Source organism: Serratia sp. TSA_7, assembly GCF_052692135.1.
In genome coordinates this window covers 104,989-125,446 of record NZ_JBQZFU010000011.1, presented here as the reverse complement: position 1 = coordinate 125,446, position 20,458 = coordinate 104,989, and the positions used below count along the sequence as shown (strand labels likewise).

The 20,458-nt window shown below is 60.3% G+C and carries 9 protein-coding genes; all 9 read right to left on the bottom strand.

What is annotated here, in order from left to right; genetic code table 11:
- A partial coding sequence (locus ACUTQW_RS23375) for a hemagglutinin repeat-containing protein (protein WP_445654971.1) occupies positions 1-8,589 on the bottom strand: 8,589 nt, incomplete at its 3' end.
- 26 nt (positions 8,590-8,615) lie between these two features.
- Complete coding sequence (locus tag ACUTQW_RS23370; protein WP_006328303.1) at positions 8,616-10,289, bottom strand: ShlB/FhaC/HecB family hemolysin secretion/activation protein; 1,674 nt, start codon at positions 10,287-10,289, stop codon at positions 8,616-8,618.
- Positions 10,290-10,557: 268 nt separating this feature from the next.
- Positions 10,558-12,003 carry a metalloprotease TldD gene (tldD, locus tag ACUTQW_RS23365; RefSeq protein WP_004948634.1) on the bottom strand — a complete coding sequence of 482 codons (1,446 nt, stop codon included), beginning with the start codon at positions 12,001-12,003 and terminating at the stop codon, positions 10,558-10,560.
- 7 nt (positions 12,004-12,010) lie between these two features.
- Positions 12,011-12,871: a deaminated glutathione amidase gene (gene nit1 / locus ACUTQW_RS23360; RefSeq protein ID WP_004948637.1), complete on the bottom strand. Its 861-nt coding sequence runs from the start codon at positions 12,869-12,871 to the stop codon at positions 12,011-12,013.
- Positions 12,868-16,680, bottom strand: coding sequence for an AsmA2 domain-containing protein YhdP (gene yhdP / locus ACUTQW_RS23355; RefSeq protein ID WP_064799205.1), 3,813 nt, complete (start codon positions 16,678-16,680; stop codon positions 12,868-12,870). The genes nit1 and yhdP overlap by 4 nt, the downstream gene beginning before the upstream one ends.
- Before the next feature lie 95 nt (positions 16,681-16,775).
- Positions 16,776-18,245: a ribonuclease G gene (gene rng, locus ACUTQW_RS23350; protein ID WP_004948644.1), complete on the bottom strand. Its 1,470-nt coding sequence runs from the start codon at positions 18,243-18,245 to the stop codon at positions 16,776-16,778.
- A 37-nt stretch (positions 18,246-18,282) separates the two neighbouring features.
- The gene (locus ACUTQW_RS23345; RefSeq protein WP_004948648.1) at positions 18,283-18,867 is read right to left on the bottom strand and encodes a Maf family protein; all 585 of its coding nucleotides are present in this window, start codon (positions 18,865-18,867) and stop codon (positions 18,283-18,285) included.
- 8 nt (positions 18,868-18,875) lie between these two features.
- Positions 18,876-19,364: a rod shape-determining protein MreD gene (gene mreD / locus ACUTQW_RS23340; RefSeq protein WP_004948651.1), complete on the bottom strand. Its 489-nt coding sequence runs from the start codon at positions 19,362-19,364 to the stop codon at positions 18,876-18,878.
- On the bottom strand, positions 19,361-20,365 hold the full coding sequence (gene mreC, locus ACUTQW_RS23335; RefSeq protein ID WP_004948652.1) for a rod shape-determining protein MreC: 1,005 nt from the start codon (positions 20,363-20,365) through the stop codon (positions 19,361-19,363). The genes mreD and mreC overlap by 4 nt, the downstream gene beginning before the upstream one ends.
- Positions 20,366-20,458 lie beyond the last annotated feature (93 nt).

Here is a 20,458-nt window from a genome sequence, read left to right as displayed (position 1 = left end):
GACGTCCTGCTGCTGATGCGCCGTGTCCCGAATGACCACGCTACCGCCCGACACCGCCGCCTGCGTGGTGCCTTCTGCGTGCCCCTTATTACCCGCCCCGGAGAGCGCTGCGCCCGCAAGGTTGGTCAGCAAGTCCGATCCCACCGGGCCACCGCTGCTGAGACTGCCGCCCTGATGTTCGGCCTTAAAGTCCGCCTGGTTATGGATGTCGCTGAACCCCAGCGTGCCGGTGTCAAGGCGGTTTTTATCCGCGGGAGCGGTACTGGCAATCACCGCGCCGTCCAATTGCGTATGCTTGCCTACCTTAACATCATAGCCACCCGTGCCGGCAAACAGCCCGCTCTGCTCCTGCACGCTGTCGTAATTACTGTGCAGCTTGTCACGGCTCATGCTCAGGTTGGCGGAACCGCCGCCGCCAATGATCGCCACGCTGACACCGCCGCTGACGCTGGTCTGTTTCGCGTCATAGTTATCGCTGTCTTGTTGGCTCTGCAAGGTCAGATTGCGTCCGGCATCCACCTTCACCGTTTCACCGCTGGCCTGCGCCCCTGCCAATGCAGTATCCCGGCCGCTGCGCATGGATAATGTGCCGCCACTGTCGACCGTTGCTTCGCTCCAGAAGGTGCCGTCGCCGTGCTCACTGCCCTGGCTCTTATTGGCATTGGCGAATACGCTCAGCCCGGTTTGCCGGCCGACTCCGATGCTGATACCGACATTACCCCCGCTGCTCTTGTTACTGCCCTCCGTTTTCTGCGTGTTGGCAGCGCCCAGCAGCAGCAAATCGCGCTCAGCGCTCAGCGTTGTGTCTCCACCGGCCTTCAGTTGGCTGCCGACTATCGCGATATCGCCGCTGTTGGCGCTGCTCCCTTTCCCGGTAGCGGTCACCTGCAAATTATTGCCCGCACTGAGCGTTGAGCCGGTGACGCTGGTTTGCTCCTGATACTGTGTTGACGACGATTTCTGCGCACCAAGCGAAACGCTGACGCCCACCATGCTGCCCTCTTGGGTATCGGTATTCCCGGCTTCGGCCAGTTGCCCCGCCTGCAATGCCTGTACGCCGGACAAGGCCGCTTTGGTGCCCTGCAACGCCGCCAGTCGGCCATCGGTTTCCTTCTTCGCCTGCTGGGCAGTCGTCACCGCGCTGTTAACCGCACTGCCTACCGTGCCGGACAAGGCAAGGCTCAAACCGCTCTGCTTTTGCTCGAAGGTTTCATCACGGCGGCGAATATCCTGACCCGGATCGATTTGGACGCTATCTCCCGTCACCGACAGATTCTTATCCGCAATCACATCCGCGCCGCCGATATGCGCCTTGCCGCCTGCGATGATATTCACGTCGCCGCCGGTCGAGCCAATGGTGCTGACGCTCTGGCTTTGGGTGGTGCCGTCTTCGTTCAACTGGTGGCGCGACGAGGTGCTGCCGAAGGTTACGCCGATGCCGCCGCCGCTGAACATGCCGCTGGTTTTCTTCTCGTTCAGCCGGTAACTCGACTGTTCTTCGGTGGCCGCCACGATCGCGACGTCATTGCCCGCCTGCAGGCTGACCTTGCCGTCGCCCACCACCGTCGAGCCCTGCACCTTCAGGTCGTTACCGGCGTTGAGCGAGACATTGTTGCCGCTCAGCAAGCTGCCCTTCTCGCGGGTGGCATAGTCCTCTTTCACCGTATGGGTGGTGGTTTTGGACAGCAAGCCTTTCTTGGTTTTGGTCTCCTCGAAGAAGCTGTAGTCACTTTCGGTGGCGCTGTTGAGCGCGATATCGCGCCCGGCGTTGACCGAGACATCGCCGCCTGCCTGCACCTGTGCGGCGTTGAGGGTCGCGTCGCGTCCGGCCTGCATGTGCGTATCGCCGCCGCTGGCGATGTCAGTGCCTTGCTGGCGGAAAGAGTCGTTCACCTGCTGCTTGCCGCCACCCTGGCTCGCCTGATACTCCCGACTTTGCTGCGCGTTGAGGTTAAGGTCACGCCCGGCGCTCAACCCGACATGGTTATCCGCCACTATCGCCGCCGCCTGCGAGTTCAGGTCACGCCCGGCCTGCAATTGCAAATCGCCGCTGCTGGTGAGGGCGCTGCGGGTGGCGCCACTGCCGATGCGCTCGTCACCGTCGGTTTTCTGGCGTTGGCTTTGTTCGGCGGTGTGCAGATTGATGTCGCGGCCTGCGCTCAATGCGGCATCCCCCTTGCTGCCGATCTGGCTGGCTGCCAGGTTAAGATCCTGCCCGGCTTTCACGCCCAGCGCTCCGCCTGCGCTGATCTCACTGGCCTGGCTGCCGCGCGCTTCGCTTTCTTTACGCCCGCCCCCCCAGCGGCCACCGTCCGTGCTGTCGGCGGTATAGGTGTTGTTGGCAATCAGGTTAACGTCGCCACCCGCTTGCAGGCTCATCCCACCGCCGGAGGTCACTTTCGCGCCGGTGATGTCGATGTTCCGCCCGGCCTGCATGCTCAGCCCGTCTTCGGCGCTGATGGCGGCGATATCGCCGATTTCAGTGCGCGACAGGGCCAGGGACTCGCCGCCCAGAGAACCTTTGGCATCCCATTGACGGGTCTGGGTTTTGTTGATGATGCTGCCGTCGAGACTTTCCAGCGCCACCTGCCGGCCGCTGAGGGTGGAACCGATATTGTTGATGTCGCCGATGGCAGTGAGTTGCAGTTCGCCCGCGGCGTCGATCAGCCCGCGATTGATATTGCTGATGCCGCTCTGGCTGGTCGCGCTCAGCCGTTCGCCGCCCTGTAACGTACTGCCGTCGTTGCCGATGCTGCCGGCGTTCAGATTAACGCTGTTGCCTGCAATCACGCTGCCACTGAGCGGTGCCAGGTCTTTTTTGGCCAGGTACAGCTTCGGTGCCAGCACCCTTTGGCCATTGACCGTCACCTTCTCCCACCAGACGATGCTGCTGTCCAGCTGTGCCACCTGCTGCGGCGTCAGGCTGATCCCGAGCTGCAAATTCAGGCCGCTCTGCGCCTGGGCGGCATTGTCGATAAGCTGTTGCATCTGCTGCAGATCGGAGCCGACGCCGTTGATATAACGCTTGCCGGTCTGGGTCAGCAGGGCGTTGCTGATGTAACGGGTATCGAACGCCGCATCGCCAAGGAAGCGGTAGTCGTAGTCCGGATTCAGTTTGAGGCGATCGAGGAAATAGGCCGAACCGATAAACTGCGTCTCGTTAGTGAAGCGGCTGTCATTTTCACGCGGCGCAGCGCCGGGCTGCTGGCCCAGCATGGCGTACAAATCGTTGAACAGGCCGCTGTCCAGTTGCCCCAGACCATCCAGTTTGGGGTTGGTAGCGATCAGGTACGGGCTGTTCGGATCCTCGGTCGGGACGAAGCGGCCATTGCCGCCATTCGGCAGCGGGTAATCCGCCAGTTCGGCGGCGTTGTTGCCGAGCGAACCCAATGCACTCTGCAAACTGTCGCGCCACGCCGGGCCGCCTACGGCGACACCCTGATCGCCCGCCAGCCCTTGCTGCTGTACGCCGTCGACGGCATCCGGTTGTTGCAGGCCGTCGAGCGTCGGCCGGACGAGCGTATGGCTCAGGCTGCCGGCATTCGGCGTTACCGCCGTGTTGCTGATCGTGTCGGTAAAGCTGGCGTTAACCGCACCGCCAGCCTGAATCACCGAACGGTAGACGCCGTCGTCGGTGCGTTCGGTCCGCACCTCACCACTGGCCTTGTAGTGAATATGTTTATCGTCGATTTTCCCTTTCGAATAGTCGTTGATGGGGGAAACCTCTGATACCCGAGGTGGGCGATCCGAGCCCGGCAGCGCAGGTTTTTGATAGGTATAAGTTTGATAACGCGTTTCCGTACCCGCCGCCCAGGACTGGTTATTCAGTGTGCCGCCGGAGAGCGCAATATCCCCGTTGGCCATAATATCGCTGGCCAGGTTATCCAGGGTCGCGGCATTCACAGCCATATTGCGGCCGGCGGCAATGCGCGCCGCACCGCCCTCGCTGTTGACCGTCACTTTGCTGACCGACAGCGCCACCTCACGGGTGGTGGCATACGGCGAGGCGTAGGTGTACACCTTGGTGATTTCCCGCGCGTCATTCCCCGCCAATTGATGCCAGGTGGTGACGGTGTAGTAACCGTACTCGTCGTCGTTAAAGAAACTCAACGGAATGCTGGCGGTAGCGCCGTTCAGCCAATCGTATTTCTGCGTCAAATCCTCCTGCGTAACCGAGGTTTTCAGGCCATCACGTTGGTTAAGCAGGTGCGCAGTTTTGATCTGGATATCGCCGTTTTCGGTCTCGACAGTGCCGGAAGTATTGACGATCTCGCTGTTGGCATTGCCGTCGGCATCTTTCTGCATCCACAGGCTGTTGCCCGCCAGAATATCGCCGCGCTGGTTGACGATGCGATCCGCCAGCAGTTGCATATTGCCGCCGCCGTACAGCATGCCGCTGTTAAACAGCTGATTGGCGGCAACCAGCAGCAGATCGCCGGCGGTACCGATAAACCCCTTGTTGGTGATGTCGCTGCGGCTGAGCAGTTGCACTCGCCCGCCCGATTGCAGGCTGGCGCCCTCGTTTTGTTTGATGCTCTCAGCCTCGAGACGCACCTCGCCGCCACCGCCGCGTACCGTGCCGGCGTTAGTCAGCAGCCCGCGGCTGCGCAGGTTCAGGCTTTGCCCTTGAGTGGTCCCTTGCAGCAGAATATCGCCGTCGGCTTCAAGGCTCAGCGCATTGCCCGCCGCCAGAGTACCTTGCTGAGTAAAGGCCTCTTTCAGCGTCAGCGTGATGTTGCCCAGCGCCACCAGTTGCCCGTACTGATTCAACAGGCTGCCAGCCAGCACTGCATCACCGGCGCTGAACAGCTTGCCGCTCTGCCGGTTATTCATCTGCCGCGCTTCGATCGCCATCTGGCGCGTCGCCAGCAGCGTACCGGCATTCTCCAGGCTGTCCGCCTTCAGTTGCAGATTGCCGCCTTGCAGCGTCCCCTGATTGTTCAGCTTGTTAAGCGTCAGTTGGTTATCGCCGGCGGCGAGCAGTGTACCGCTGTTATCAAGCTGCGATCCGTTGACGACCAGGCTACCCGCCTGCAGCCAGCCGGCGTTATTCAGCGTTGGTGCCCGCAGATCCAACGCGCCGCCGACGATCAGTTTGCCCGGGTTGATCAACTGACGATCCAGCCGCAGTTCGCTGCGGCCATCGCCCTGCATCTCACCGCCGTTGTTCAGCTCCGCCGCCGTCAGTTGCAGCGCATTTTGGCTGCGCACGTTGCCGCCGGCCAGGTTATTGAACACCCCACTCAGCTCAGCGTTAAGGCTGTTTTTCCCCAGCAACCTGCCGCCGTTGTCCAATTGCGCGGCAGTAAACCGCAGATCCCCCGCCTGCATCAGGCCCGGATTCTCGATGCGTTCCGCCTTCAGCCGCAGTTCGCCGTCGCTCAACATCTGTCCCGAGGCCTGCTGCACTGCTGCACCGGCGATCTCGGCATCGAGCCGGTTAACGCCGGCCAGCACGCCGCCGTTATTCAGGTTATCGCCTTTCAGGCGCAATGCGGCGGCCTGCCAGCTGCCCTGATTGTTCAACCCCAGCGCCGTCAGCGCCGCTTCGCCATTAGAGATGATTTTGCTGCCCGCGCCGGCGTTGAGATCGCCGCTCAGATCCACGCGGATCAACTGTTTCGCCTGCAAGGTGCCGGTATGATCCAGCTGCCGCGCCGACAGCAGAATACGATCGCCCTGCCAGAGCCCGGCGTTATTGACCGCTGCCGCCGCGACGTTGAGTTCGCCGCCGCTCAGCAACTGGCCAGCGGCAAGGTTATGCAGATCCTGTTGCAGTTGCAGCGCCAGCTTTTTCACGCCGATCAGGTTGCCGCTGTTGTTCAACGCCTCGGCTTCGATCTGCGCGCTGTCGCCCTGCACTTGCCCCCGGTTATCGATGCTGTCGGCCTTCAGCCGCAGCGCGCCTTCCGTCAAGACCTTACCGCGGTTGTCCAGCCTGTCGCCGTTCAACGCCAACGCCCCGCGGCTCAATATCTGCCCCTGGTTATCCAGTTGGCCGCCCCGCGCGGTCAGCCCGTCAATGCCCAGCGCGCTGCCGGCGTTGTCCCAGCGTTGCGCAGTGATATCAATAGCCTGCCCCTGCAGCTTGCCGGCGTTGTTCAGTTGCCCAGCTTGCAGCGCCAGCGCACCGCCGGCCAGGATCCTGCCCGACAGGCGGTTCTTCAGCTCATTGGCGGTGACATCCGCCTTGCCTTTGGCCTGCAACAACCCGCCGTTGTCCAGAGCGCCCGTATTGATTGCGACGTCGTTCGCCGCAAGCCTTCCGGCGTTATTCAGCACCGGGGTGGCCAGCGTCAGCGCGTTGTTCGCCACCAGCTCGCCCAGGTTGTCTACCGACTGCGTGAAGGCCAAATCCAGCGCCGCAGCACCTATTGACCCACTGTTGGCCAGCCGTTCGCCGCGCAGAGTCAGTTGCTTGCCGGCCAGCAGTTCACCCTGCTGATCAAGACGATTTACGGCCAGCGTCAATTGCTCATTGGCGTGCAACTGCCCGCGCTGGCTCAAATAATTCCCGCGCCAGTCGAGGTTGCGTGCGCCGATCTCTGCGGTATTGTCCACGGTAGCGCCGCTGACCTTCAGATCCCCCAGCGTGCTGAACACCCCGGCAAGTTGCGCCCCCTCGGCGACTGTCAGAGACATGCCCTGCTTGGCCTGGGTTTGCCCGCTCGCAGCGGCAATCAGCCGTTGGCTGTCGATCGTCAGCTCGCGCTCCGCAGAAAGCAACCCGCCGAGCCGCACCTCATTCGCCTGGAGCGCGATGTCGCCATCACTGAGTAGCGAAGAACCCTGCGCGGTTTTCAGCGCGCCGCCATTAAATGCTACGCCCTGTTTGCCGGTAGCGCTGCCGGCCAGTAAAAACTCGCCCGCCTGCACCCTCAGCGGGCCGTCGGCATACAGCGCCCCGTCCAGGTTCAGGCCGTTTTTCACCGTCAAATCAAGCCGTTGTTGAGAACCGATCAACCCCTGATTGTTCACGCCATCGGCGTTGATCGTCAGCGTACCGCCCGCCTGCAGTTTGCCGCTGTTATCCAACTGGCTGCCGGTCAGGTTCTGCGCCCCCTGCGCCTGCATCAGTCCGGTGTTGGTCAGTTGTTGCGCCTGAACCCGGCTGTCGCGATTGGCGGCCAGTTGGCCATGGTTATTCAACTTGTTGGCCTGCAGTTGCAGGTCACGCCCGGCAGTCAGCGTTCCCTGCCAGTCGCCATCGCCGCTGAGCGTCAGCCCGATATCGCCTTCGGCGCTCACCCGGCTGGTCGTTCCACCATTGAGGCTAGCGGCGTTCAGTTGCAGATCGCCGCCGGAGGCAACCTTACCCGCCAGCGTCAACGCGCCGGCCTGCAGATCCAACCGCTTCAACCCGGTGAGCGTCGATGTACCGTCCAGTTGCAGGCCACCTTGCGCCTGCGCCGTTATCGCCCCGGCCGTGAGGCGGCTGTTATTCCATTGCTGCTCCCCGGCGTTCACCTTCAGCGTTTGCGCGGCGGTGGCCCGTTGTTGCTTTTCGGCGCCGGCCAGCAGTGTGCTGCCGTCGGCCTGCAGTTTGCCGGCAGCGTTAAGCGTCATATCGCCTGCCGCGCTCAACGTGGCCTGATCCAGCGCGATATCGCCGCCGCCGTTCAGGGTCATCGCCTGCCCGGCCTGGTGGCTGCCGCTCAGCGCCATGTCGGCCGCATTCGCGCTCAACGCGCCCTGCGCCAACGAATTGTGCAGCGTCAGCTTGCCCCTGGCGTCGAGGTTGATATCCCCCTCGCGGGCGTTAAGGTTGCCAAGGTTAACCCCCACGCCCTGTTCGCTGGACACCAGATGGATGCGGTTCGCATACATGCCGCCGAGCGCGCCGGTATCGATGGCCACCCTGGGTGCGGCGCCGTGGCCGGCGATCGGCGTGGCGTTGCCTGCTGCGTCTACCCGGTTGGCTCCGAGCGTGACGCGGGCGTCTTTGGCATGCAGTTTTGCGTTGATCTCGGTGGCGCGGGCGATCAAAGCGAATTTATCGCTCTGGCTGGCGTCCAGCCCTTTGCCCTGAACGGTGATCGCCCCCTGGGTCACCTCCAGCGCCTGCAGCTTGCCGTCGGCACCCAGCACCGGTTTGCCGGTGGTCAGCGTCACGTTGGGGGTATTGATAAAACCGCAGCCGTCGCAGGTGATGCCATAGGGGTTGGCCACCATCACGCTGGCCTGCTTGCCCGCTACTTCCAGGTAGCCTTGCAGCTGCGAAGGATTGGGCGCCACCACTTCGTTAATGATGCCCTGCGCTGCCTTGCCGGCCTGCAGGTTGGGGTTATTCTGGATCAGGCCGCCCAGTTGGCTCTGGTTGAGCTGACCGGTAGCGTTATTGAGGATCAGACCTTCTTTGCCGACGTTGAAATCGTCGTATTTATTATGAGAAATACCGGCCTGGTTCGGTGTGGCGATATTAATCACCGGCACGCCATTGGCGGCCTGATCGACGCGGGTATTGCCTTCGGCGACGTTAACGCCTGCGGCAAAAGCCGGAAGCAGCGGCTGGCCGGCCAGCAGGCCGCACAGGGTGTAGCTCAGCAGGCGCTGATAGGCATTGAGCGGTTGATTATGTTTGTGTTTCATCCCTGAAACCTTCCTGTACGTTAGGGTTAAAGTACGATATTGACCCGGTAATACACCGAAACCCTATCCGGCTTCAGCCAGTCAGGGTAAGCCAGCGGCCAGCCGACGGTCAGTTGGCTGCCGAAATGGCGGTTACGGCTGCCCAGCCCGATGGCGCCGCCCCACAGCGTGCCGGAAGCGTTGGCGTCCAGCGCGTCGTGATGCAGCCAGCCGCCGTCCAGCGCGGCCAGGGCATTGATACTGCCCAGATACGGCAGCGTCACCAGCGTCCGGTTAACTTCATTGCGCCAGTAGCCGCCCTGATCGCCGGAAAGATACTGCTCTTTGAAGCCGCGCACCGAGCTCTCGCCGCCGATAGTCAGGCGCTCGCTGCCGTACAAACGTTGGGGTGTCCACTGGCCGTACAGGCTGGTGAGGTAAGTCCAGTCCTGCGTCAACGGCAAGTAGTAACTGCCGGAAAGCGAAAGCTTGTGAAACTCGGCGCGTGGCGCTTCCTTGATTTTGCCGCTGTCGTCTTCGGCACCCAGCCAGGGCACGCCGCGGCTGTAAGCCGGGTTTAACGTGGCAAAGCCACCCAGCAATTTCTGGCTATGGCTGAGCCCCAGCGTAACGCTGGTCAGCTTGCGGCTGCTGCTTTCCAGCCGGGTATCGTTGAGAGCGTTACGGTTAATGCGGTGCGTCAGCCCCAGAGACAGGCCGGTTTTCATTTCACCGTCACGAAACAGCACCCGCGACAAACTCAATCGGTGAGTCTGGCTGTCGCCGCTGGATCGCCAGTCAAAGCCCTGATTGTCGATGGTGGTCAGGTAGTCGCTGTAGGCATAGTTATAATCCAGCAGCCAATAGCCATAAGGCAGGCTGACGCCGGCCTGCACGCTGCGTGCGTCGTGATCCTTGGCGAAATCGCTGCTGCGCGCGCCGGAAACGAACCACTGGTCCGCCACGCCCAACAGATTATTGCCGGTCAGCGAGCCGTTGATTTGACCGGTGCCGGTGCTCTTCTGACCGCTATTATCAAACCCCAGCCCCAGCATCAGCGGGAACTCGGGTTTGGCGCTCAAATTGACCACCGAATAACCCGGTTTGCTGCCGGGCAGAATTTCAATCTGCACCGGCTGCTGCCGCAGGCGATTGATCTGCTCCATGCCCTGTTCGATATCCCGCAGATTGAGAAGATTGCCCTGCAGGCCGGGGAAAGCCATTTTCAACATGCGATCGTCGCGCTGTTCCAGCAGGATCTTTTCCAGCTTGCCTTCCAGCACCAGCAACCGCAGCTCGCCACGCGACAAATCCTGCTCGGTCAGGAATGCGCGGCTGGTGATATAGCCGCGGCTGATATACCAATCGGAGATCTTCTGTACCAGCGTTTGGATTTGGCCCAGATTCAGGCAGCGTTGCAGGTAGTCTTGGGTTAGCTCCTGCCGCGCGCCGGCCGGCAGGTGATCCGCGCCTTCCAGCCGAAGGGTGGTGATGGTGAAGCAGGGTCCTCCAGAACTGGCGTTTGATTCTGCAGGCGCGGGCAACGTCGGCGTCAGGCTGCGTTGCAGTTCCTGCCGCTGCTGCTGATTTTGCTCAAGCAAACCACGCTGCTGCTGTTGAATACTGTCGCGATCCGCCGGGCTAAGCAGGCTAGCGCCGGCAGTGGGGGAAAAGAAAATGCAGAGTAAAGCGGCTGAGAGCCGCCGAGTTACTGAATCCATTCAGAAGGCCATCCGTATGATTTTTCGGCATTCTAAAGGCTACGCGCGGCGGGGAACAAGGCATAAATTATGGGTAAACCATTAGATGGCCTAACCAAACAAGAAATATCTTAAACAAAAACTCCATAAGATCAGTTTTTACACTTAAAAATGGCTTATTGGTTTTCTCTAATCGGAAAAAGCAGCGAATCCGTCTTAATTATGGCTAATGCGATAAGCGCCGCAAAAAACGAATTTATTGGGGCCGTGAACCGGCCCCGGAAAAGGACTAGGCGGTACCGCCAACGGTCAGCATATCCAGCTTCAGGGTCGGCTGGCCGACGCCCACCGGCAGGCTTTGCCCTTCTTTGCCGCAAACGCCCACGCCTTTATCCAGCGCCAGATCGTTGCCGACCATCGAAATCTGCTGCATCGCCTCAATGCCGGAGCCGATCAGCGTCGCGCCCTTCACCGGCTTGGTGATGCGGCCTTTTTCGATCAGATAGGCTTCGGTGGTAGAGAACACGAATTTGCCGGAGGTGATGTCCACCTGGCCGCCGCCAAAGTTCGGCGCATACAGGCCGTACTCCACGCTGGCGATGATCTCTTCCGGCGTGGACTTGCCCGCCAGCATGTAAGTGTTGGTCATGCGCGGCATCGGCAGATGCGCATAGGACTCGCGGCGGCCGTTGCCGGTCGGCGCAACGCCCATCAGACGCGCATTAAGCTTGTCTTGCATGTAGCCTTTCAGGATGCCGTTTTCGATCAGCACATTGTACTGGCCCGGCACGCCTTCATCATCGATGGCCAGCGAACCGCGGCGCCCCTGCAAGGTGCCGTCATCCACCACGGTGCAAAGCTCGGAAGCCACCAGTTGGCCCATCTGGCCGCTGAATACCGAAGTGCCGCGACGGTTGAAATCGCCTTCCAGGCCGTGGCCTACCGCTTCATGCAACAGCACGCCAGGCCAGCCGGCGCCCAGCACTACCGGCATATTGCCGGCCGGGGCCGCTACGGCGGAAAGGTTAATCAACGCCATGCGCACCGCCTCTTTGGCGTAGGCGTCCGCGCGGACGTCGCCATCGACGACTTCCAGGAAATAGTCATAACCGAAACGGCCGCCGCCACCGCTGGAGCCGCGTTCACGCTTGCCGTCTTCTTCCACCAGCACGCTGACGGAAAGACGCACCAGCGGGCGAACGTCCGCCGCCAGGGTGCCGTCGGTCGCGGCCACCAGGATTTGTTCATATACGCCGGTGATGCTGGCGCTCACTTCCTGCACCCGCTTGTCGGCCGCACGGGCAACCTTGTCGACGCGGTGCAGCAGGGCAATTTTCTCTTCGCGCGGCAGGCTTTGCAGCGGATCGAGCAGCGGATACAGCGCCTTGTGGCTGATTTCACCGAGCGTATGCACCCGGCCGTCACCGCTGTCGCGCACGATGCTGCGCGCCGCCTGAGCGCTTTGATTCAGGGCGTTCAGGGTTATCTGATCGGCATAGGCGAACCCGGTTTTCTCGCCGCTGACGGCGCGCACCCCAACGCCCTGGTCGATATTATAAGAACCATCCTTGATGATGCTGTCTTCAATCACCCAGGCTTCGTGGTAGCTGGACTGAAAATAGAGATCGGCGTAATCGAGGCGGCGTTCGGCCAGTTGCCCCAAGACAGAAAACAGGTCCTGGTGGCTCAACTTATTCGCAGCAAGTAACTGCTCACTGACAAACGTCAGGCTCATAATTTTTTCACTCTTTATTGGAGGAGGTTTTTTCAAACGGCGCCGTCAGCGACGTCTGGAATCTGTTGTGTTGCAATACCGGCATTTGCGCGCGAAGGGTGTTGAGGCCGGCCGTATCGACCCGCACTTTCAACGCCGAAACCGCATCCGGGTTTTCGGCCAGCACCTTGCCCCAGCCGTCCACCGCCAGCGAATGGCCCCAGGTGCGGCGGGTCGGGCCGTGGCTGCCAACCTGCGCAGGCGCCAGTATCACACACTGGTTTTCAATCGCCCTGGCGCGCAGCAGGATTTCCCAATGCGCCTCGCCGGTTACGCGGGTAAAGGCGGCAGGCACGGAAATCAGCTCTGCGCCCTGAGCGCGCAGCGCCTGATACAGGGCCGGGAAGCGCAGGTCGTAACATATCGTCATGCCAAGCCGGCCAACCGGCGTATCCACCACGGTCAACTGCTGGCCATGCTGGTACGTGTCCGATTCCCGATAATGGCCGTGGGAGTCGTTAATGTCCACGTCGAACATATGCAGCTTGTCGTAGCGCGCCCGGATTTCACCCTGGTCGTCAAACAGCAGGCTGCTGGTGGTGATCAACGCAGGATTTTCGCGGCTGATCAACGGCATCGAACCGACCAGCAACCATACGCCATAGCGCCGCGCCAACTCGCGTACCGCCTGCTGCAGCGGGCCATCACCCTGCGGCTCCGCATGCTGGCGATAAGCGGCAGAATTGGCGAACAGCAGCGCGTTCTCCGGTGTCATGACCAGCTTTACCCCGGCATTGAGCTGCTTAATCTGCTGTTCGATCTGGGCCAGGTTATCGCGCACCCGATCGCCACTGCACAACTGTAACAACGCAACGTTAGCATTTCTCATGACGCCTTATTCTCCTTTGGCTTGCGCAACACCTCGTTAATTTTCGGCTGGTCCAGATCGCCGCTGATATGGTATCGAATCAGGGAGATCTTGTTCCACAACGGTGCCAGTACCTTAGATGCGGCAAACACCGCCGCGCCGACGATCGGGTTGATCACGAACGCCGTCGCCACGCCGACCGTGGCTGAGATCTCCGGCGCCACCACCGCTTCCATATCAATCTGCCGACGCGCCAGATCGATCTGGCCGTTCATGGCGATATCCGCCGCCAGCCCGTCAACCAACAGATTGTCGGTATGCATTATGCCATCTTTCATCCACGCGGTGCTGCGGATGGAATCAAAGTAGAAGCCTTTCCCGAAGGTATCGCTGAAATCAAACTGCAGCTTGCGTAACAGGGCGTCGAAACTCACCAAACGCAGCAACTGGCCGGCACGGCCGCCGCCCATGCTGTCGATCTCGCCCTTGCCCATTTTAATCGTCAACGCGCCGCTGAGCGTTTCTACCTGCGGTTTCCACGGTTGGCCACGCCAGTAGAGGTCGAAATCGACATCGTAAGGCGCGCCCTTCAGCGGGGTGGTGATACCAAAGAAGGCGGCGGTTTCGTCGATCTTGCCGCCCAGCAACTTGCCTTTCAGCGAGCTGCGCTCTTCCTGCGCGTTTTGCTTCCACAGGCCGCTGGCGGTCATGCGCCCTTTGCCGGTGTCGATCAGCCCATGCTCCAACGTCAGAGTATCCCCCTGATTGGCCAGATCGGCTTCGACCTTACCGAGGTTCTGCCCCATCACCCAGCACGACTTGCAGCGCAGCATCAGCGAAGGCCAGTCACTGAAGGAGACTTTATCCGCCACGGCCAACGGGTTGGTCGCCGCAGGGGCGCTCTTGTCCGCGCTGAACTGCGGGTTGTAATAGAGGTAGTTGATGTCCGCACGCCATGGCCCGCGATCCGCGATCCGCAGATTGCCGTCAACTTCATCGCCCTTGGCGCTGACCAGCGTGCCACCCAGCTGTTTTTCCGCCGTCAGTTGCAGCTTGTGCCATGCCTGGCCACCCAGCATCAATTGCGGTGTTTTCAACGCTACTGTGGTCGGGAAATTAAAACCGCCCACCTGGCCTGAACCACCGCCTTGTTTTATCGCAGGCGCCAACAGCGCCAGCCATTTCTCACCGTCCAGCGGCGGCAGGTTCAGCGTCAGCGATGGGCTACCCGGCAACGGCGGCGTAGCGCCGGCGTCGGTTTGCCATGCGGCACGCGCCAGCGTCACCTGCTTTTTGGCAAAGATCCATTCGCTGTTGAACCGGTTCTGCTTGCCTGCGCTGCCGGTCAACATGAACCCATTCAGGCCACCCTTCACCTTAACGCTCAATGGCAGGGGCTCACCCGCCGGTTTATCCAGCGGTGACGGTAAGTGACTGCTTACTTTTCTGAGGTCGGCATCGAGGCCAATGTCGTAACTGGCCGCGCCCTGATGTGGCAGGACGATCGCAACCTGGCTCTGCCACGGCGCGCTGCCGCTCAGCGCGTCACTCGCTTCCTGCGGTATGCCGGGGAATTTGGCGGGCAACCAGTCAGCTTTCAGGCCAACATTGACCTTATAGTCACTTTTGCCCTCTTGGGTGGTGAAATTCACCGCCACCGGCTGCCCGAACCAGTTAGCCGACAGCGTGTCGCTTGTCAGATTGCCGTTATCAAAGCGGAATTTGCCGCTGACCTTTTTCAGTTCGCTTTCAATCGGCTTCACCAACAGCGAATTGTTGTTCAGCGCAACCTCACCCTGAGCACGCACCTGCTCGCCGTTCAAGGGGATATCGAGATGTAAGCGCCCACTGACATTACCGCCAATCTGCAGCTCATCCAAGGCGGAACCGAGCGAATCATGCAGCGGGGTCTGGTTAAAATAGTTATGGATCTCTGCGCCTTCGCCCGCCACGTCGGCGTCAATCAGCAAGCGTTCTTTCAGGTAGTCCGGAATCACCGCCGTAATATTCTTGCCGTCCACCTTGCCCAATTTGGTTTGCGGGGCATTCATCCACAACCCCTCGTTGGCAAAGTCGAGATCAATCGCCAGATCGGTCAGCGCCGGCCAGCCCGGCTGGAACTGGAAGGTAGAATGACGCAGCGGCACAAACACTTCAAACTGCCCTTCGTTCTTGCGATAAGGGAAATGTTGCGGGTCGCCGGCGTAAATCAGCGTGGCGTTATCCACCTGCCCACCCTGAATCGCACCGCCAAGATAATCCACCAGGTGCTTGCCCATCAGCGGTTCGGGGAAGTAACGCCAGGCGTCTGCGCCGTCATACAAACGAATACCGGCCAAAATGCTCAGCCAGGGATCGCCTTTCGCCGGCTGCTGATAGCGGAAATCGCCGTTAACCCACAGCGATTTGGCCTTCACATCCAGGTTCTTGCTGGCCAACTCCCAGCCCTGGTCGTTGTTAAGCCAGGTCAGCGCACCGCGCGCGCTGCTGATTTCCAACGGGGCGCGGAACATGTCGCCGTAAGGTAAGGTGCTGTTGTCGAGATCAAGCTGCAGGCGGCCATTCTCCACGCCGCCGCTCAGCGCGCCGGAGAAGTGATTAACCCCCGGCAGCAGTTTCCAGTGCTGCCAGCTGACATCCTGCCAGCGGGCCTGGAAACGGGTTTTTTCCGGCTGTTTCAGCGGAATGTCCAGCGCCAGCGCATCGAGTTTGCCCTTCGGCTGCAAGTCGTTCCAGCGCTCCAGTACGTCCGGGCTGAGGAATGAGAACGTGGGCAACAGCGCCGACAGTCGCTCAAGCTGAATATCGGTAGCGCGGACGCGTAATTCTTCGTTCTGCCCCGGCCCCATAAATTCGGTATTTTCCGGCAGCCACAGCGCTGAAAGCCGGCCCTGCGGCCAGGTCTTGCCGTCGGTTTGCAAACTGAGCTGCGGCACGTCAACTTGCCAGCCGTTGCCTTGGCGACTGAGCGCCAGCGCCTGATTGTCCACATCCAGCCGGTGCTGTTCGGTTCCCACGCGCCAGTTGGCCGCGCCTTGTTTCAGCAGCACATTGCCGCCGGCTATCTCGCCGTTTTTGATCTGCAGCCAGGCCGCCAGGCTGAAATCCGCGCTCTCCAGGCCGGTATTGGCGCGCAACCAGCGGGTAAACCACGGCTTCATGTCAATGTTATCGGCCTGCATATAGACCGTACCGGTGTTTAATAACCCCTGGTTATCACGCAGATCCATGCGCAGCTGCACCACGCCGTGCTGGCCATTCAGCGTCGACAGGCTAAGCTGCCCTTCAGCGCGGTGGCGATCGCGGCCATTGAGCCAGGTGAGCTGCGGGATTTCGAATTCGGCGCGTGCGCCGGAAGGCATGAGAAAAGAGATACGGCTGTCGCGCAGATCAAAATGATCGAGCTGATGCAGCATCAGATCGCTGATTTTACCCGGCTCGATGGTGTTGCCCTTACGGTCATCACCGCCCAGCGTGGTATTCATGTCGAGCTGGAATTGATAAAAGGTGAGATCGCGGAACTGCCAGCGCCAGTGCAGCAGCGACTGCCACACATCCAGCGCCAGCGTCACGCGTTCGATGTGCAAATTGCTCTTGGGCAGCGTGGCGCGCACGTTGCGCATTTCAAGCTGTGGGCCGAAGGTTTCCCAGCTCCCCTGCATGAAATCGACCTGGAAAGGCACGCCGGAGAGGCTTGCCACTTTTTCCAGCACCTGAGGGCGGTACTTGTTCAGTTCAGGCAGCGCCAGACGCAGCCCGCTGACCAGTAACGCCACAACAACAACCAGAGTGGCGCCTGTTGCTAACAAAATCCCAGGCAGTCGCCTCACACAGTTCTCCTTGCTTCCGCTGCCTGGCAACGGAAATATCTCGACTGTTCGTCCTCACCCTACCTCGGGGAGAGGTATGGGGCGAGGGCCAACGATCACATCATGACAACGTCAAACTGTTCCTGGCTGTACAAGGGTTCGATTTGCACCTTAACCTGTTTGCCAACAAAGATTTCCACTTCCGCCAGCGCATGTGACTCTTCGCTTTTCAGCGCTTCGCCAACCGCCGCAGAGGCATATACCAGGAAACGATCGGAATCGTAAGCATGGTGTACGCGAACAATTTCACGCAAAATTTCGTAGCAGACGGTTTCCACCGTTTTCACGGTGCCGCGCCCATTACAGGTAGGACAGTCATGACACAGCACATGTTCAATGCTTTCTCGCGTGCGTTTTCGCGTCATTTCCACTAAGCCTAGCTGAGAGAAGCCGTTGATCGTGGTTTTTACCCGATCTTTACTCAGCGCCTGCTCCAACGAGTGCAGCACCCGGCGGCGATGTTCGTCATTGTTCATGTCGATGAAGTCAATGATGATGATGCCGCCGAGGTTGCGCAGCCGCAGCTGGCGGGCAATGGCCTGCGTCGCTTCGATATTGGTATTGAAGATGGTTTCGTCGAGGTTGCGGTGGCCGACAAAGGCGCCGGTGTTGATATCCACGGTGGTCATCGCCTCGGTCTGGTCGATGATCAGGTAACCGCCGGACTTCAGCTCCACCTTGCGCTCCAGCGCCCGCTGGACTTCGTTTTCGACATCGTACAGGTCGAAGATCGGCTGCTTGCCGACGTACAACTCCAGCTTGTCGGTGATGTCCGGAATGTATTCGCCGGTAAATTCCACCAGTTGATCATGGGTCTGGCGCGAATCAATGCGGATCCGGTCCAACGCCGCACCGGCGAAATCGCGCAGAATACGGTGCGCCAACGCCAGCTCGCCGTACAGTTTGTATTTGGTCTGATTGCGTTTTTTGCGCTCCATGACCTTGGTCCACAGGCGCTTGAGGAATGCGGCGTCCTGCGACAATTCTTCTTCGCCGATGCCTTCTGCCGCCGTGCGGATGATAAACCCCCCCAGCTCGTCGCAGTAGGCGGATACGGCCTTTTTCAACCGCTCGCGTTCGGCCTCGCTTTCAATGCGCTGCGAGACGCCAACGTGCGCCGCACCCGGCATGAACACCAGATAACGCGAAGGCAGGGTTATGTCGGTGGTCAGGCGCGCGCCTTTGGTACCAAGGGGATCTTTCACCACCTGCACCATCAGATCCTGCCCCTGGCGCACCAGTTCGGCGATATCGCGCACGTGGAAATTCTTCTGCTCATCACCGGCGACACATTCGGTGTGCGGCATGATATCGGAGGCGTGCAGGAAAGCGGCCTTGTCCAGGCCGATATCGACGAATGCCGCCTGCATACCCGGCAAGACGCGGCTTACGCGCCCTTTATAAATATTGCCGACGATGCCGCGTTTGGATTCGCGCTCGATGTGGATCTCTTGCAGGATGCCGCCATCAATATAGGCAACCCGCGTTTCAGACGGTGTGATATTAACCAGTAGCTCAGCTGTCATGCCTTCTCCTCAGAGCCGGTCGATATGGCAGCGCCCATCAACCGGTTCTTACATCACGTAATGCGACAAAATGACTGAGCAGCTCATGTGTTTCGACCAGCGGCAGGCCCATCACCGCGTGATAACTCCCGGTTATCGTTCTGACGAAACAACCACCCTTTCCTTGAATTCCGTAGGCGCCCGCTTTATCCATCGGCTCGCCCGTTGCAATATAATCGCAGATATCCTGTTGTGACAGGTTGCGGAACGTCACGTCCGTGACCACCAGTTGGCACAAAACGTCCTGGCTATCGGCGATCGCCACTGCGGTCATCACCTGATGCTGCTTGCCCGAGAGCACCGCCAGCATTTCTGCCGCATGCGCTTCGTCGCGCGGTTTTTCCAACACCCGGCCGTTGAGCACCACAATGGTATCCGCGCCCAGCACCGGCCAGTTCTGCTGCGCCAGCGCCACGCCCGCTTTGGCCTTGTCCTGCGCCAGACGGCGCACGTAAGTTTCCGCGGCTTCCCCTTCCCGACGCTGCTCTTCGGTATCCGTCAGGATAATTTCAAACGGAACGCCCAGCAGGGTCAGTAATTCACGTCGACGCGGAGAGCCGGAGGCCAGATAAAGCGAAGTCATTGATATCCTCATTGTACGGCGAACTGACGGCGGATTTTGCGCATCAGCAGGAACAACCACGGCCACAGAATGCCGTTAACCACACTACTCCAGAACACCTCTGGGCGGAAAGAGACGTTGATCACTAAAAACTCAGCCCAGAACACCACAACATCCATCGCCAAGGATAACAGTACGACGATCAGCGCCTGTTGCCATAGCGCCATGTTGCGGAACAGCTGGAATTTGAACGCCACCAGATAGGCGATGATGCCCAACGCCAGCGCACGCACGCCCAGCGTGGAGCCGAGGATCAGATCCATGACCAGCCCCAGCACAAAGCCGGTGCCGACATTCACCCTGTGTGGCAGCGCCATCACCCAGTAAATCAGGATCAAAGCCAGCCAGGACGGCCGGAACATATAGATTTGCTCCGGCCACGGCATGATTTGCAGCACCAGCGCCACCAAAAATGACAGCCAGATTACCCAGCGCCCGTTGCTGCGGTAGCGGTTCATTGCGTGGCTCCCGCAGCCGGTGCGGCGGTCTGCGTCCCAGCGGCACCGGTTGCAGCGGCAGGCAGGGAGGGTTGCGGGCCCATGGCATCGGCCGGCGGCAGCACCTGCGGCATCATCTGCATCAGGCGTTCATTGGCGACGCGGTGAACTTCGTCCGGTGGCAGCGGCATATCGCCATTGCGATCGGCGCCCCACAGCAGCAGCAGGTAGCGCAAGCGTTGCAGGCCTGCGGTTGGCCGCGCCTGGATCACGGTATAAGCACGCTGGTTATCCACTTTAACCGAGGAGACCACCGCTACCGGATAACCTTCCGGGAAGCGGCCGCCCAGGCCGGAAGTGACCAGCACGTCCCCCACACGGATGTCGGTATTGTTGGGCAGGTGCTCTAGCTGCAAATCGTCGGCGCAACCGCTGCCTGCGGCAATCACCCGGATATCGTTGCGCAGCACCTGAATCGGCAGTGCGTGCGAGGCGTCGCAAATCAGCAGCACGCGGCTGGTGAACTTCGCCACCGCCACCACCTGACCGACTACGCCTTTATCGCTGATCACCGGCTGGCCTTCATAGACGCCGTTGTCCGAACCTTTGTCGATCACAACCTGATCGCTATAAGGATCGGAACCGGTAGAGATCACCTGGGTGACCATTTTGTGTTCATCCTGGCGCAGCGGCGAGCCTAGCAGCTCACGCAAGCGGGCGTTTTCCTGCTTGAATTGGCCAAGAAGAAGAGTGTCGCTGTTTTTCAGCAGCAGTTCCTGCCGCAGAGCTCGGTTTTCCAGCTCCAGCTGTTGGCGGGTAGCCAGCGTTTCTGAAACGCCGTCCAAAACTTTACGTGGCCCATTGGCCAAAAAATAGAAAGGGCTGACGGCCGTGTCCATGTAGTTGCGAATTTTCACGAACGTACCGAGACGGCTATCGGCAACGATCAGGCCAATGGCCGCAATCACCGCCAAAAAAAGTCGGAGTTGCAGGGAAGGCCCCCTGCTAAAAATCGGCTTCATAAATTATGCGAGTTCCTCGACAACAGAAAAAGGAACCGTACCTGATTTCCGCTTTGCGCTGTCATCCGATACAGTTCCTCTTTCCTGGGGCTG

Coding starts and splice junctions, on each gene's coding strand:
- ACUTQW_RS23370 (WP_006328303.1), bottom strand. CDS start 10,289: ATGGATTCAGTAACTCGGCGGCTCTCAGCCGCTTTACTCTGCATTTTC.
- nit1 (WP_004948637.1), bottom strand. CDS start 12,871: ATGAGAAATGCTAACGTTGCGTTGTTACAGTTGTGCAGTGGCGATCGG.
- rng (WP_004948644.1), bottom strand. CDS start 18,245: ATGACAGCTGAGCTACTGGTTAATATCACACCGTCTGAAACGCGGGTT.
- mreC (WP_004948652.1), bottom strand. CDS start 20,365: ATGAAGCCGATTTTTAGCAGGGGGCCTTCCCTGCAACTCCGACTTTTT.
- tldD (WP_004948634.1), bottom strand. CDS start 12,003: ATGAGCCTGACGTTTGTCAGTGAGCAGTTACTTGCTGCGAATAAGTTG.
- mreD (WP_004948651.1), bottom strand. CDS start 19,364: ATGAACCGCTACCGCAGCAACGGGCGCTGGGTAATCTGGCTGTCATTT.
- ACUTQW_RS23345 (WP_004948648.1), bottom strand. CDS start 18,867: ATGACTTCGCTTTATCTGGCCTCCGGCTCTCCGCGTCGACGTGAATTA.